At 70.5% G+C, this 14,535-nt stretch carries 13 protein-coding genes; all 13 read right to left on the reverse strand.

Features of this window, described 5'->3' with window-relative positions:
* Positions 1–91 precede the first annotated feature (91 nt).
* Positions 92–1,312: an apical growth/hyphal branching protein DivIVA gene (gene divIVA / locus BJ961_RS27135; RefSeq protein WP_271415414.1), complete on the reverse strand. Its 1,221-nt coding sequence runs from the start codon at positions 1,310–1,312 to the stop codon at positions 92–94.
* Positions 1,313–1,367: 55 nt separating this feature from the next.
* Positions 1,368–1,652 (reverse strand): YggT family protein, encoded by a 285-nt coding sequence (locus tag BJ961_RS27140; RefSeq protein WP_007448661.1) that lies wholly within the window; start codon positions 1,650–1,652, stop codon positions 1,368–1,370.
* A gap of 81 nt (positions 1,653–1,733) precedes the next feature.
* The gene (sepF, locus tag BJ961_RS27145) at positions 1,734–2,375 is read right to left on the reverse strand and encodes a cell division protein SepF (RefSeq protein WP_271415415.1); all 642 of its coding nucleotides are present in this window, start codon (positions 2,373–2,375) and stop codon (positions 1,734–1,736) included.
* Positions 2,376–2,503: 128 nt separating this feature from the next.
* A complete protein-coding gene (locus BJ961_RS27150) occupies positions 2,504–3,223 on the reverse strand; it encodes a YggS family pyridoxal phosphate-dependent enzyme (RefSeq protein WP_271415416.1) in 720 nt (239 codons plus the stop codon).
* A gap of 6 nt (positions 3,224–3,229) precedes the next feature.
* Entirely contained in the window at positions 3,230–3,958 is a 729-nt protein-coding gene (pgeF, locus tag BJ961_RS27155; RefSeq protein ID WP_271415417.1) for a peptidoglycan editing factor PgeF, read from the reverse strand.
* Positions 3,955–5,157 (reverse strand): cell division protein FtsZ, encoded by a 1,203-nt coding sequence (gene ftsZ, locus BJ961_RS27160; RefSeq protein ID WP_271415418.1) that lies wholly within the window; start codon positions 5,155–5,157, stop codon positions 3,955–3,957. The genes pgeF and ftsZ overlap by 4 nt, the downstream gene beginning before the upstream one ends.
* 288 nt (positions 5,158–5,445) lie before the next feature.
* Positions 5,446–6,240, reverse strand: a complete 795-nt coding sequence (gene ftsQ / locus BJ961_RS27165) for a cell division protein FtsQ (RefSeq protein ID WP_271415419.1) — start codon at positions 6,238–6,240, stop codon at positions 5,446–5,448.
* Positions 6,241–6,266: 26 nt separating this feature from the next.
* Positions 6,267–7,361: an undecaprenyldiphospho-muramoylpentapeptide beta-N-acetylglucosaminyltransferase gene (gene murG, locus BJ961_RS27170; protein ID WP_271415420.1), complete on the reverse strand. Its 1,095-nt coding sequence runs from the start codon at positions 7,359–7,361 to the stop codon at positions 6,267–6,269.
* Positions 7,362–7,367: 6 nt separating this feature from the next.
* Positions 7,368–8,738 carry a putative lipid II flippase FtsW gene (gene ftsW, locus BJ961_RS27175; protein ID WP_271415421.1) on the reverse strand — a complete coding sequence of 457 codons (1,371 nt, stop codon included), beginning with the start codon at positions 8,736–8,738 and terminating at the stop codon, positions 7,368–7,370.
* A 77-nt stretch (positions 8,739–8,815) separates the two neighbouring features.
* Positions 8,816–10,222: a UDP-N-acetylmuramoyl-L-alanine--D-glutamate ligase gene (murD, locus tag BJ961_RS27180; RefSeq protein WP_271415422.1), complete on the reverse strand. Its 1,407-nt coding sequence runs from the start codon at positions 10,220–10,222 to the stop codon at positions 8,816–8,818.
* Positions 10,223–10,230: 8 nt separating this feature from the next.
* Positions 10,231–11,322: a phospho-N-acetylmuramoyl-pentapeptide-transferase gene (mraY, locus tag BJ961_RS27185; RefSeq protein WP_271417180.1), complete on the reverse strand. Its 1,092-nt coding sequence runs from the start codon at positions 11,320–11,322 to the stop codon at positions 10,231–10,233.
* Complete coding sequence (locus tag BJ961_RS27190) at positions 11,322–12,737, reverse strand: UDP-N-acetylmuramoyl-tripeptide--D-alanyl-D-alanine ligase (protein WP_271415423.1); 1,416 nt, start codon at positions 12,735–12,737, stop codon at positions 11,322–11,324. The genes mraY and BJ961_RS27190 overlap by 1 nt, the downstream gene beginning before the upstream one ends.
* A 73-nt stretch (positions 12,738–12,810) precedes the next feature.
* Positions 12,811–14,331, reverse strand: a complete 1,521-nt coding sequence (locus BJ961_RS27195; RefSeq protein WP_271415424.1) for a UDP-N-acetylmuramoyl-L-alanyl-D-glutamate--2,6-diaminopimelate ligase — start codon at positions 14,329–14,331, stop codon at positions 12,811–12,813.
* Positions 14,332–14,535: the final 204 nt, after the last annotated feature.

Here is a 14,535-nt window from a genome sequence, read left to right on the forward strand (position 1 = left end):
ACCAGCACCCCGCACGACACAAGGGCGGGCCCCGGGTTCAGAAACCCGGGGCCCGCCCTGAACGCTGCCGAAGGCTACGCCGTACTACAGATCAGTTGTCGTCCTCGTCGATCAGGAACCCACGCATCGGCGAAGGCGCCTGCCCCATCGGCGACGGCCCCTGCGGCCGCACCGGTGCCATCGGCTGGGTCATCGCGGGCGACATCTGCTGCTGCCCGCCGTAGGACGGACCGGACTGGCCCGGACCGCTGCCCATCGACTGGTTGCCGCCGTAGGACGGGGCACTCGCGCCGGCCGGTGCCATCGAGGGCGCCGGGGACGGCGGCAGAGAGGCCGTCGCGGGGGTACGCGGCGGGGCGAGCGAGTCGTCGGCCTGGGTCTCCAACTGGCGCAGCTGCGACTCCAGGTAGGACTTCAGCCGCGTGCGGTACTCGCGCTCGAAGCCGCGCAGGTCCTCGACCTTGCGCTCCAGCGTGGCGCGGGCGGACTCCAGGGAGCCCATCGCGACGCGGTGCTTCTCCTGCGCGTCCCGCTCCAGGGCGTCCGCCTTGGCACGGGCGTCCCGCTCCAGACCCTCGGCACGCGAACGCGCCTCGCCGACGATCTTGTTGGCCTCGGAACGCGCCTCGGCGATCGCCTGGTCCGCGGTCTGCTGGGCCAGCGAGAGCACGCGGGCGGCGCTGTCGCCACCGGGGCCTCCCTGACCGGGCATGCCGGGACCACCGGGGCCGCCGGGACCCTGCGGGCCGCCCATGGGGCCGCCCATCGGACCGGGACCCATCTGGCCCTGCATCGGACCCGGGCCCTGGCCCATCGGCCCCGGACCCTGACCCATCGGGCCGGGACCCTGCGGGCCACCCTGTCCGCCGGGGCCGGCGGGCAGCTGCGGGGCACCGCTCGGCAGCTGGGGCGGACCACCCATGGGGCCACCCATCTGCTGCTGCGGCGGGCCCGATATGCCGGCGGGCACCGGAGCGCCGGGACCTCGCATGCCCTGCTGCGGCATCCCGCCCTGCTGTGGCATCCCGCCCTGCTGCGGGTGCCCCTGCTGGTGCGGCGGCTGTCCCTGCTGGTGCGGTGGCTGCTGATCCTGCGGCGGTTCCGGAGGCTTGCGCATGTTCTGCTGGTTCTGCGCGGCCGCGCGCGTCGCCGCGGCCAGCTTGGCGCGCAGGTCCTCGTTCTCGCGGAGCAGTCGGGTCAGTTCGGCTTCGACCTCGTCGAGGAAGGCATCGACCTCGTCCTCGTCATAGCCTTCTCGGAGGCGGACGGTCGTGAACTGCTTGTTCCGCACGTCCTCGGGGGTCAACGGCATCTCTTCACCTCAACGTTGTCGTCGGCATTCGGCAAGCCCGTATCTCTCTCATCGATCACAGCCGGCTCACGATCGAGATCAGGATGTAGACGATGATCATCAGTACGAAGAAGGACAGGTCGAGCGCCACGCCCCCGAGACGCAGCGGCGGGATGAACCGCCGCAGAAGCTTCAACGGTGGATCGGTGACAGTGTAGGTGGCCTCAAGAACGACCACCATCGCCTTGCCGGGTTGCCACGAGCGGGCGAACTGGAAGACGTAGTCCATGACCAACCGGAAGATGAGCACGATGAGGAAGCACATCAGCGCGATGTAGACGACATCCAGGACCACGCTCATGACCTGTGCTTCCCTCTCCCCTGAACCATCTCTCGGACCCTGACTCGGGCCCGGGTTCTTGCTCTGTACCGGTTGTGCGTCTCAGCTCTGGTTGAAGAACCCGCCCTCTGCGATGCGGGCCTTGTCCTCCGCCGTGACATCGACGTTAGCAGGAGACAGCAGGAACACCTTCTGCGTCACCCGCTCGATACTGCCGTGAAGACCAAACACCAAACCGGCCGCAAAGTCGACAAGTCGCTTCGCATCTGTGTCATCCATCTCAGTGAGATTCATGATCACCGGCGTGCCCTCACGGAAGTGTTCCCCGATGGTACGGGCCTCGTTGTAGGTCCGGGGGTGAAGTGTGGTGATCCGGTAGGGCTCTCGTTCGGACACGACCTTGGGCATGATGACCGGTGCGCTCTTTTCCAGGCTTGCGCGTTCTTGTGTGATGGACGCCACGGGCGCGATACGCGCCGGGCGACCCGATTCCGCCCCCAGCGAAGCGGAACGGGGCACCGGCTCGCGCTGCGCGGGCGGTTGTACGACTCGTACCTCTTCGTCCCTTTGGGGCTGATGCGAGCCGTGCGGCTGGTGCACCGGCTCGTGGCGCCGGTGGTCCCGCTCGGGCTCGGGGTCGAGTTCGGGTTCGAAGTCGTCGTCGGGGTCGAACCCCCGGCCGTCGTACCCATCGTCCTCCACGAGGCCGAGGTAGACCGCCATCTTGCGCATCGCGCCGGCCATGCTCTGAGTCCTCCGCTCTGTGGTGGATCTGCTGACGACTCCAAGTGCCTGCGATCCACGAGGTCGTTGCGTCCGCCTTTCGGCGGTAATGACCATATTTTCTGCTGTGGTCCGACTTCTTGGCGACGTTACCCGAGCACGGGACGGACTCCGAGTACCGCAGTGCCGACGCGTACATGTGTCGCTCCGGCGGCCACGGCCTGTTCGAGGTCCGCACTCATCCCCGCGGAGACCATGTTCGCAGCCGGATGGGTCCGGCGCACGCGGGTCGACCATTCCATGAGGTGCTCGAACGCCGCCCGTTGGTGTCCCGCGTACTCGCCGGTGAGCGGCGCGACGGTCATCAGGCCGTCGAACCGCAGCCCGTCCGATCCGGCGACCAGGTCGGCCAACTCTTCGATTCCGGCGGGTGCGACACCGCCCCGCTCCCCCCGTCCGCCCTCTCCCGCGTCGAGCGCGACCTGGAGGAGGCAGCCCACCTCGCGGCCGGCCCGTACGGCCTCCCTGGACAGGGCGGTGACGAGTCTGGCCCGGTCGACGGACTGCACGACATCCGCGTAACCCACCACGGATCGCACTTTGTTGGTCTGCAACTGGCCGACGAAATGCCACGAAAGCGGCAGATCCGAGCATGCCGCGGCTTTGGGGGCCGCGTCCTGGTCGCGGTTCTCCGCGACGTGGCGGACCCCGAGTTCCGAGAGAATGCGCACATCGTCCGCGGGGTAGGTCTTGGTGACCACGATGAGGGTCACCTCCTCCCGGGGGCGGCCCGCCGCCGCGCAGGCGGCGGTGATGCGCTCTTCCACTGTCGCCAGGTTCGCGGCGAGTTCCTGCTTACGGTCCGTCATGCCCCATCAGTCCAGCCAGACATAGCCCGCGAGCCGCCCGGTGGTGCGGTCGCGTCGGTACGAGAAGTGGTCCGCCGACTCCCGGGTGCACACCGGCGACTGCGCCCGGTCGCGCACCCCGAGGCGCTCGAGTTGCGCGTGCACTCCGGCGCTCACGTCGAGAGCCGGCGTGCCCCAACTCGTGTCGGCGTACGCGTCCGGCTCGACGGCGGCCACCTCGGCGCGCATCTCCTCGGGCACCTCGTAGCACCGGCCGCACACGGCGGGTCCGGTGCGGGCGACGATGCGGGCGGGGTCCGCGCCGAGTTCGGTCATGGCCCCTACAGCGGCGGGGACGACCCCGGCGACCAGTCCCGGTCGGCCCGCGTGGGCCGCGGCGGCGACGCCTGCGACCGGGTCGGCGAGGAGGACGGGCACGCAGTCGGCGGTGAGGACGGCGAGAGGGAGACCGCGTTCGGCGGTGACGACGGCGTCGACCCGCGGGACCGGCCGCTCCCCCCAGGGCGCGTCGACCACGGCGACGTCGGCGCCGTGCACCTGGTTCATCCAGACCACCCGGGCCGGGTCGACGCCCAGCGACTTGGCCGCCAGCTCCCGGTTGGCCGTGACGGCGCCGGGGTCGTCACCGACGGCGCCGCCGAGGTTGAGCTCCTCGTACGGAACGGCGCTCACTCCGCCCCACCGGTCGGTGAAGCCGAAGTGCGCGCCGTTCACGGTGTCGCGCTGTCCTATCACTTCAGGAAGTCCGGCACGTCCAGTTCCTCGGCGGCGCTGTCCGAGTAGGTCCGCGACGGCGGGACCGGCGGCGGGGAGACCGGCGGGAGGTCGACGACCGGCTCCGGCGCGGGCACCTGCTCCGGCTCCTCCTTCGGCTTGACGCTGCCGAGCGAGCCGAAGGACGGCCGGCTCTCGGACGGCCGGGCCGGGGTGGGCTCCTCGCGCTTGGCCGAGGACGACCCGAGGACGTTGTCCCGCTTGGACGGCGGCTGGCCCCCGTCGAAGCCGGCCGCGATCACGGTGACCCGCACCTCGTCGCCGAGGGCGTCGTCGATGACCGCGCCGAAGATGATGTTGGCCTCGGGGTGGGCGGCCTCGCTGACCAGTTGGGCGGCCTCGTTGATCTCGAACAGGCCGAGGTCGGAGCCGCCGGAGATGGAGAGCAGGACCCCGCGGGCGCCGTCGATGGACGCCTCGAGCAGCGGGGAGGAGATCGCCATCTCGGCCGCGGCCACCGCGCGGTCGTCGCCGCGGGCCGAGCCGATACCCATGAGCGCCGAACCGGCCTCGGACATGACCGACTTCACGTCGGCGAAGTCCAGGTTGATCAGGCCGGGGGTGGTGATGAGGTCGGTGATGCCCTGCACACCGGACAGCAGCACCTGGTCGGCGGACTTGAACGCGTCGAGCACGCTGACCTGGCGGTCCGAGATGGACAGCAGCCGGTCGTTGGGGATGACGATGAGGGTGTCGACCTCTTCGCGGAGTTCCGCGATGCCGTCCTCGGCCTGGTTGGCCCGGCGCCGTCCCTCGAAGGTGAACGGGCGGGTGACCACGCCGATGGTGAGGGCGCCCAGCGAGCGGGCGATGTTGGCCACGACGGGTGCGCCGCCGGTGCCGGTGCCGCCGCCCTCACCGGCGGTCACGAAGACCATGTCGGCCCCCTTGAGGACCTCCTCGATCTCCTCGCGGTGGTCCTCGGCGGCCTTGCGGCCGACGGCCGGGTTGGCTCCGGCGCCGAGTCCGCGGGTGAGTTCGCGGCCGACGTCGAGCTTGACGTCGGCGTCGCTCATCAACAGCGCCTGCGCGTCGGTGTTGATGGCGATGAACTCGACGCCCTTGAGACCGACCTCGATCATCCGGTTGATGGCATTGACACCACCGCCGCCGACACCGATGACTTTGATGACTGCGAGGTAGTTCTGCGGTGCTGCCACGTCGAAGGCCTCTCGCCTCGAGTTACGTGTCGCCCGACCGCCGAAGCACTGATGCCCCCGCGACCCGACGACTGATGCCGATTGGGACGGTCCGTAGCGCCGACCCGAACCCTAACGCTGAAGTTTAGGGTTACCAGTGTGTCTGTTCCTTGGACTCTTCCGAACAGGACACTAAGTCGACAAGTGGCGCACGTTCAACGAACACGCCGAACCTCCCGTTTTTCTTTTCACCCTATGTGATCAGCCGTAGCGCTGCCCAACCAGGGTGCTGGCCTGCACGTATACCCGTCAACTCCCGGATGACGCCGGGGCGGTGGGAACACTCACGTCGAAGTGCCGCGCGTCGGGCGTCGCTTTCATCAGCGCGGTCAGCGCGCGCGCCTTGTCCACACCCTGTTCACCGCTTCCCCACGAGACGGTCCGCCCGCCGCTCAACTCCAGCGAGATGTCGTCGTAGGAACGGACCTTGACGAGCCGTGCGTCCCGGGCCACCTCGTCCGGGAGCCGGCCTGCCACCCGCACCGCCTCGCGCACCAGGCGGTCCTCGTCGAAGCGGCGCAGGCTCGCCGCGGCGGATCCGGAACGAGCCGGTTCCAATTCGAGCGCGGGCACGCCTTTCGGGGCCTTGGAAACCGTGGCGAAACGGACGCCTTCATCGTCCACTTCCACGAACTTTCCGCCCTTTTGCACAATCAGGACGGGAGTACGCTCCGTCACTTTCAGCCCGATTCCGTGCGGCCAGGAACGCTCCACGTCGACCTCGTCAATGCGCGGCAGTTTCCGGCGCAGTCGGGCCTCGACCGCCTCGGTGTCGACGGAAACCAGCGGGTCCCCGACGGGCACGTCGGCGGCCTCGCGCACCTGCTCGGGCGTCAGGACCCGGGTTCCGGAGACGGACACGTCTTCCAGGCGCGTCCAGGCCGAGCCGTAGAGCACCCAGACGGTTCCGCCCGCGACCAGTACGAGCGCGACGGCGAGGATGATGATCGTACGAAGGCGCGGCGGGCGGAACCGGCGTGCCCGGGGCGGGCCGGACGACTCCTGCTGGCGTGCACCGCGTTCGGCGGTGGTCGGTCCGGCCACGCTCCCCTGCCTTCCGTCAGACGTGTCTAGCGGCGCGCACGGGCGGCGATCGCCTCGTACACCATGCCGACGAGGAGGTCGTCGGCGTCCCGGCGGCCGAACTCGGCGGCGGCGCGGGACATCTCGTACAGCCGGTGCGGGTCGGCGAGTACGGGCAGGACGTTCTGCTGGAGCCACTCGGGCGTGAGTTCCGCGTCGTCGACCAGCAGTCCGCCGCCGGCCTTGACCACCGGCTGGGCGTTGAGCCGCTGTTCGCCGTTGCCGATGGGCAGCGGGACGTAGGCGGCCGGGAGCCCGACGGCGGAGAGTTCGGCGACGGTCATCGCGCCCGCGCGGCAGAGCATCATGTCGGCGGCGGCGTACGCGAGGTCCATCCGGTCCAGATAACTTACCGGGATGTACGGGGGCATTCCCGGCATCTGGTGGACCTGCGGCAGTTCGTTCTTGGGTCCGACCGCGTGCAGGATCTGGATGCCGGCCTGCTGGAGCCAGGGCGCGACCTGCTGGACCACCTCGTTGAGGCGGCGGGCGCCCTGCGAACCGCCGGTGACCAGCAGCGTCGGCAGGTTGGGGTCGAGCCCGAACAGCGCGCGGGCCTCGGGACGGGCGGCGGCGCGGTCCAGCGTGGCGATGGAGCGGCGCAGCGGGATGCCGATGTAGCGGGAGTCGCGCAGCTTGCTGTCGGGGGTGGAGACGGCGACCTGCGCGGCGTAGCGCGAGCCGATCTTGTTGGCCAGGCCGGGGCGGGCGTTGGCCTCGTGGACGACGATCGGCACGCCGAGCCGCTTGGCCGCGAGGTAGGCGGGCAGCGCCACGTAGCCGCCGAAACCGGCCACGGCGTCCGCCTTGGTGCGCTCCAGGATCTGCTCGGCCGCCTTGATGGTGCCGCGCAGCCGGCCCGGGACGGTGATCAGCTCGGGGGTGGGCTTGCGTGGCAGCGGTACGGCCGGGATCAGCGCCAGCTCGTAACCGCGCTCGGGTACGAGGCGGGTCTCGAGGCCGCGTTCCGTGCCCAGCGCCGTGATCCCCACGGTGGGATCCTGCCTGCGCAGGGCGTCCGCGAGGGCGAGCGCGGGCTCGATGTGGCCCGCGGTTCCTCCGCCGGCGAGTACGACATGCACCGAAATTCACCGCTCTCCGGACGAACGCGCCGCCGAGGCACGCCGTCGCATCGTGTTCCAACTCCGGGGGCTCCGCTTGGGCGCGGGTCCCCTGGCTCCCCGCTTTCTACCAAAGCGAGGTTGCCGCAGCGCAAGCGCCGCCCGCGCACCGGGTTCGTCACGCGCGAAGGCGATCAGCAGACCGACGGCGAACATGGTCGGCAACAGGGCGGAACCCCCGTAGGAGAACAGCGGGAGGGGGACACCGGCGATCGGCAGCAGCCCGAGGACCGCACCGATGTTGATCACGGCCTGGGCCGTGATCCAGGTGGTCACGCCTCCCGCGGCATACCTCACGAAGGGGTCCTCCGTGCGTCCGGCCACGCGGATACCCGCATAGCCTAGAGCCGCGAAGAGGGCGAGCACCGACAGCGTCCCCGCCAGGCCCAGTTCCTCACCGGTGACGGCGAAGATGAAGTCGGTGTGCGCTTCCGGGAGTTGCCCCCATTTCTCCACACTGGCACCGAGTCCGGAACCGAACAGTCCGCCGGAGGCCAGGGCGTAGATGCCGTGCACGGCCTGCCAGCAGGAGTCGCCGGGGCCGGGGTCGGTGGCGCCGAGGCAGTTGAGGCGGGCCATGCGGTTGGGGCTGGTCTTGATGAGGATGAAGCCGAGCAGCACGGCGATGGACAGTACGCCCGCGAAGAGCCGGGTGGGGGCGCCGGCCAGCCACAGCAGTCCGAACAGGACCGCCGTCAGGATGATCGCGGTGCCCATGTCGCCGCCGATCATGATGAGTCCGAGCAGCATGAACGCGGCGGGCACCAGCGGCACCAGCATGTGCTTCCACTGCGCCAGCAGCTTCTTGTCCTGCTTGCGGGCGAGCAGGTCCGCGCCCCACAGCACCAGGGCGAGCTTGCCGAACTCGCTGGGCTGGATCTGGAAGGAGCCGCCCAGCGCGATCCAGTTCTGGTTGCCGTTGACCGCGACTCCTATCCCCGGCACCTGCACGAGGATCATCAGGAAGACGGCACCCGCGAGGATCGGGTAGGCCAGCGCCCGGTGCAGTTTGACCGGCATCTTCATGGCGGCGACGAGGAGGCCGACGCCGATGAGCGCCGCGAGCGCCTGCTTGCGGAAGAAGTACGAGCCGGGCAGCGACAGCTGGAGCGCGGTGATCTGGGAGGCCGAGTAGACCATCACCAGGCCGAGCACGGTGATCAGCGCGCTGCCGCCGCAGATCAGGTAGTAGGCGGTCAGCGGCCGGTCCCAGGCGCGGCGCAGGCGCAGGTACAGGCGGAGCACCGGGTTCTCGTGGGGCGGCCCCGGCGTGGTGGGTCGCTTGACGGCCCGCTGTACGGGCGGACGTCCGGTGCGGCTCTGCGGGCTACCGGGCAACGCTGCCTCCGCTGTACGTCGGCATGGACCGTCCCACGCGTCCTCCCGAGTTCACCCGGCGCGGGAGCGCGGCCGGGTCAGGCGCCGAGTTCGCGAACGGCCTGCGCGAACGCGTCACCGCGCTGGTTGTAGTTGGTGAACATGTCCATGGAAGCGCAGGCCGGGGCCAGCAGCACCGTGTCTCCGGGCCGGGCGAGTCGCCGGGCCTCCCGGACGGCCTGGAGCATCGCACCAGTGTCGGTCCGGTCGAGGTCGACGACGGGTACTTCGGGGGCGTGTCGCGCCAGGGCTTCGCGGATCAGTGCGCGGTCGGCGCCGATGAGGACGGCGCCCCGCAGCCGCTTCGCCGCGCCCGTGACCAGTTCGTCGAAGGTGGCGCCCTTGGCCAGTCCGCCGGCGATCCACACGATCGACTCGTAGGCCGCCAAGGAGGCCTCGGTGGCGTGGGTGTTGGTGGCCTTGGAGTCGTCCACGTAGGCCACGCCGTCCACGTCGGCGACGTGCGCGATGCGGTGGGCGTCCGGGGTGAAGGCGCGCAGCCCGTCCCGGACGGCGCCGGCGGAGACGCCGAAGGCGCGGGCGAGTCCGGCGGCGGCAAGGGCGTTGGCGATGTTGTGCGGGGCCGGCGGGTCGACGTCCGAGACCTCGGCGAGTTCCTGGGCGTTCTTCTGCCGGTCCTCGACGAAGGCGCGGTCGACCAGGAGGCCCTCCACGACGCCGAGTTGGGAGGGCCCGGGCGTGCCGAGAGTGAAGCCGACGGCCCGGCAGCCGTCCTCGACGTCGGCGGCACGGACCAGGTCCTCGGTGGCCCGGTCGGCGACGTTGTAGACGCACGCGACGCGATTGCCCTCGTAGATACGGCCCTTGTCGGCGGCGTAGGCCTCCATGGAGCCGTGCCAGTCGAGGTGGTCGGGGGCGAGGTTGAGCACGGCGGCGGAGTGGGCGCGCAGGGAGGGGGCCCAGTGGAGCTGGTAGCTGGACAGTTCCACCGCGAGGACGTCGTACTCGGTGTCGCCGGTGACCGCGTCCAGGAGGGAGACGCCGATGTTGCCGACGGCGGCGGTGCGCAGACCGGCCGCCTTCAGGATCGACGCGAGCATCTGGACGGTGGTGGTCTTGCCGTTGGTGCCGGTGACGGCCAGCCACGGCGCGGAGTCGGGTCCGCGCAGGCGCCAGGCCAGTTCCACGTCGCCCCAGACCGGGACGCCGGCCTGCTCGGCCGCCGTGAACAGGGGCTTGGTGGGCTTCCAGCCGGGCGCCGTGACGATCAGCTCGGTGCCTTCGGGCAGGGTGTCGCCGTCGCCGAGGCGCACGGAGACGCCGAGCGCCTCCAGCTCCGCCGCCTGGGCGCGGGAGCGCTCGTCGTCGCCGTCGTTGACGACCGTGACGTGCGCGCCGAGCCCGTGCAGCACCTTGGCCGCCGGGACGCCGGAGACGCCGAGTCCGGCGACGGTGACGTGCTTGCCGGTGAATTCCGAAGGCACCGAGGAGGTCACTTGTCCGCTGCCCATCCCGCGTAGAAGAGGCCGAGTCCGACGATCACGCAGATGCCCTGGATGATCCAGAAGCGGACCACGACAAGGACTTCGGACCAGCCTTTGAGTTCGAAGTGGTGCTGGAGTGGCGCCATCCGGAAGACCCGCTTGCCGGTGAGGCGGAAGGAGCCGACCTGGATGACCACCGACATGGTGATCAGGACGAACAGGCCGCCGAGGATGGCCATCAGCAGTTCGGTGCGCGAGCAGATCGCCAGACCCGCGAGCACACCGCCGAGGGCGAGCGAACCGGTGTCGCCCATGAAGATCTTGGCCGGCGAGGTGTTCCACCACAGGAAGCCGAGGCAGGAGCCCATCAGGGCGGACGCGACCACCGCGAGGTCGAGCGGGTCTCTCACCTCGTAGCAGGCGCCCGGGTTGGTCAGGGTCAGCGCGTTGGCGCAGGACTCCTGGAACTGCCAGACGCCGATGAAGGTGTAGGCGCCGAAGACCAGGACGGAGGCGCCGGTGGCCAGGCCGTCCAGGCCGTCGGTGAGGTTCACGCCGTTCGACATGGCGAGGATCATGAACAGCGCCCAGACCACGAACAGCACCGGGCCGATGGTCCAGCCGAAGTCGGTGATGAACGACAGCTTCGTGGACGCCGGGGTGTTGCCCCGGTTGTCCGCGAACTGCAGCGCGAGCACGGCGAAAGCGATGCCGACGGTCAGCTGGCCGATCATCTTCGCCCTGGCCCGCAGGCCCAGCGAACGCCGCTTGACGATCTTGATGTAGTCGTCGAGGAAGCCGACCAGGCCCATGCCCACCATCAGGCCGAGCACCAGCAGACCGGAGAAGGTCGGCCCCGCGTCGATGTCCGGGTCCAGGTAGCCGGTGATGCCCTTGGCCAGGAAGTACGCGGCGACCGTGGCGAAGATGAAGGCGATGCCGCCCATGGTCGGCGTACCGCGCTTGCTGGCGTGCTCGCGCGGTCCGTCGTCGCGGATGTACTGGCCGTAGCCCTTGCGGGCCAGGAGCTTGATCAGCAGCGGGGTGCCGACCAGCGTCAGGAAGAGGCCAATGACTCCCGCGAACAGGATCTGCTTCATCATCGGGCGGCAACCTCACCCTCGGCGCCGGTCTCGAGCAGCGCCGTGGCGACGCTCTCCAGACCCACCGAACGGGACGCCTTCACGAGCACGACGTCCCCCGGGCGCAACTCGCTGCGCAACAGGTCGACCGCCGCCTGTGCGTCGGACACGTGCACCGACTCCTCACCCCACGAACCCTCGTTATATGCGCCCAGTTGCAGCCATCGGGCTTCCCTGCCCCCGACCGCGACGAGCTTGCTGACGTTGAGCCGGACGGCGAGCCGCCCGACCGCGTCGTGCTCGGCGAGCGCCTCGTCCCCGAGCTCGGCCATCTTGCCGAGCACCGCCCACGTACGGCGCCCCTTTCCCATGGCGACCAGCGCACGCAGCGCTGCCTTCATGGACTCGGGGTTCGCGTTGTAGGCGTCGTTGACGACCGTCACGCCGTCCGGGCGCTCGGTGACCTCCATCCGCCAGCGGGAGAGGGAGCCCGCCTCGGAGAGCGCGGTGGCGATCTCGTCTGCGGACATGCCCAACTCGTGGGCGACGGCGGCCGCGGCGAGCGCGTTCGACACGTGGTGCTCACCGTACAGGCGCATGGTCACATCGCTTGCACCGGAGGGTGTGTGAAGGCTGAAGGAAGGCTGTCCGGTGTCCGTGAGTCGCACGTTCTCGGCGCGAACGTCCGCTTCGTCGGACTCTCCGAAAAGGATCACCTTCGCCTTCGTTCGGGAGGCCATGGCCCGTACGAGCGGGTCGTCCGCGTTGAGGACCGCGGTGCCGCCCTCCTCGGCCGGCGGCAGCGCCTCGACGAGTTCGCCCTTGGCCCGGGCGATCTGCTCCCGGCCGCCGAACTCGCCGATGTGCGCGGAGCCGACGTTGAGGACGAGGCCGATCCGCGGCGGCGTCAGCTCGCACAGGTACCGGATGTGGCCGATGCCGCGGGCGCCCATCTCCAGGACGAGGAACCTCGTCTCGTCGGTGGCGGTGAGCGCGGTGAGCGGCAGCCCGACCTCGTTGTTCATGGAACCGGGCGTGAACACCGTGGGCGCCTTGCGGCGCAGGACCTGGGCGATCAGGTCCTTGGTGCTGGTCTTGCCGGCGGATCCGGTGAGGGCCACGAGGGTGGTGCCGAGGCGGCGTACGACGTGCCGGGCGAGGGCGCCGAGGGCGGCCTGGACGTCGTCCACGACGATCGCGGGCACGCCGACGGGGCGGGAGCCGAGGACGGCCGCGGCTCCCGCTTCGACGACCTGCGCGGCGAAGTCGTGGCCGTCGACCCGTTCGCCGACGAAGGCGACGAAGAGGCTGCCGGGCCCGGCTTCCCGGGAGTCCCGGACGACCGGCCCGGTGACCTCGGCGGACGCGTCCGGTATGTCGTGCATCCGCCCGCCGACGACTTCTGCGATCTCGGCGAGTGAGAGGGTGATCACAAGTTCGTCCCCTGGATCAGGATCAGGATCGGCTGGATCGTTCGGGATCTCGTCCCTCGGATCGTTCGGGAGTTCATCCCTGGGTCTTCTTGATGGCTTCGCGCAGCACCTGGCGGTCGTCGAAGGGACGGACGACACCGGCGATGTCCTGGCCCTGCTCGTGGCCCTTGCCCGCCACCAGCACGGTGTCGCCGGGCTCGGCCCGGGCGACGGCGGCGGCGATCGCGGCGGCCCGGTCCTCGAAGACCTGGACCTCGCCGCGCTCGTGCGCGGGCACGGACGCCGCGCCCTGGAGCATGGTGGCGAGGATCGCGAGGGGGTCCTCGGAGCGGGGGTTGTCGGAGGTCAGTACGGCGGTGTCGGCGAACCGGGCCACGGCGGCGCCCATCGGTTCCCGCTTGGTGGTGTCCCGGTCGCCGCCGCAGCCGAGCACGGCGTGCAGCCTGCCCTCGGTGACCTTGCGCAGGGCCCGCAGGACGGACTCGACGGCGTCGGTCTTGTGGGCGTAGTCGACCACCGCGAAGTAGGGCTGGCCCTCGTCCACGCGCTCCAGCCGGCCCGGCACGCCCGGTACGGCGGCGACGCCGTCGGCGGCGCTCTGCGGGTCGAGTCCGGCGGCGGCGAGGGCGACGATCGCGGCGAGGCTGTTGGCCACGTTGAACGGCCCGGCCAGCGGCGACTTGGCCGAAATCCGCTCACCCTTGGGACCGAGCACGGTGAACGTGGAGTCCAGCGGACCGACCTCGACCTCGTCGGCACGCCAGTCGGCGTCCGGGTGGCCCTCGGCGGAGTAGGTGACGACCGGGACGGTGGCCTCGTTGGCGAGGCGGCGCCCGTACTCGTCGTCGACGTTGACCACGCCGAGTTTGCTGCGCTTCGGGGTGAAGAGCTGCGCCTTGGCCTGGAAGTAGTCCTCCATGCCGGAGTGGAACTCCATGTGCTCCGGGCTGAGGTTGGTGAAGACCGCGATGTCGAAGACGCAGGCGTCGACGCGGCCGAGCACCAGGGCGTGGCTGGAGACCTCCATGGCGACCGCGTCGGTGCCGCGCTCGCGCATCACCGCGAACAGCGCCTGGAGGTCGGTGGCCTCGGGCGTGGTGCGCTCGGACTTGATGCGCTCGTCGCCGATGCGCATCTCGACCGTGCCGATCAGACCGGTGGACTTCGCGGTGCGCAGACCGCCCTCGACGAGGTAGGCCGTGGTGGTCTTGCCGGAGGTGCCGGTGATGCCGATCTGGAGGAGGTCGCGGCCGGGGTGGCCGTAGATCGTGGCCGCCAGTTCACCCATCCGCGCGCGGGGGTCGTCGACGACGAGCGCCGGCAGTCCGGTGGCGGCGACGCGCTCCGCGCCGGCCGGGTCGGTCAGCACGGCGGCGGCGCCGAGGCCCGCGGCCTGGGTGACGAAGTCGGCGCCGTGGGCGCGGGCTCCGGGGAGGGCGGCGTACAGGTCACCGGGGCGCACGGCGCGCGAGTCGTGGGTGATGCCGGTGACCCCGGCGGAGCCGTCCGGAGCGGTGGCACCCAGCTGATCGGCGAGTTCCGCGAGGGGTGTGGCGGAGATCCGCACCGGCCGGGGCGGTCCCGGGTATGTCACGGGGTGGCCCTTCTGGGTGGTTTGGGACTGTTCAGGGTGTGGCACGGCGGTGAGCGTACCGGGAGTACCCGCCTGCGGGCGAAGCGAGGGCTGGGGCGAGGCCTGGGGGGCGCTCTGGTTCCCGGGGTCGGGGGTGATCGTTGTCACGGGTGGTTCCTGGTGGCTCGGTACTGAAACGGCGCTGGCTCGGTACGGGCTCGGTGG

Origin of the sequence: Streptomyces lienomycini (assembly GCF_027947595.1) — a bacterium.
Taxonomy (GTDB): domain Bacteria; phylum Actinomycetota; class Actinomycetes; order Streptomycetales; family Streptomycetaceae; genus Streptomyces; species Streptomyces lienomycini.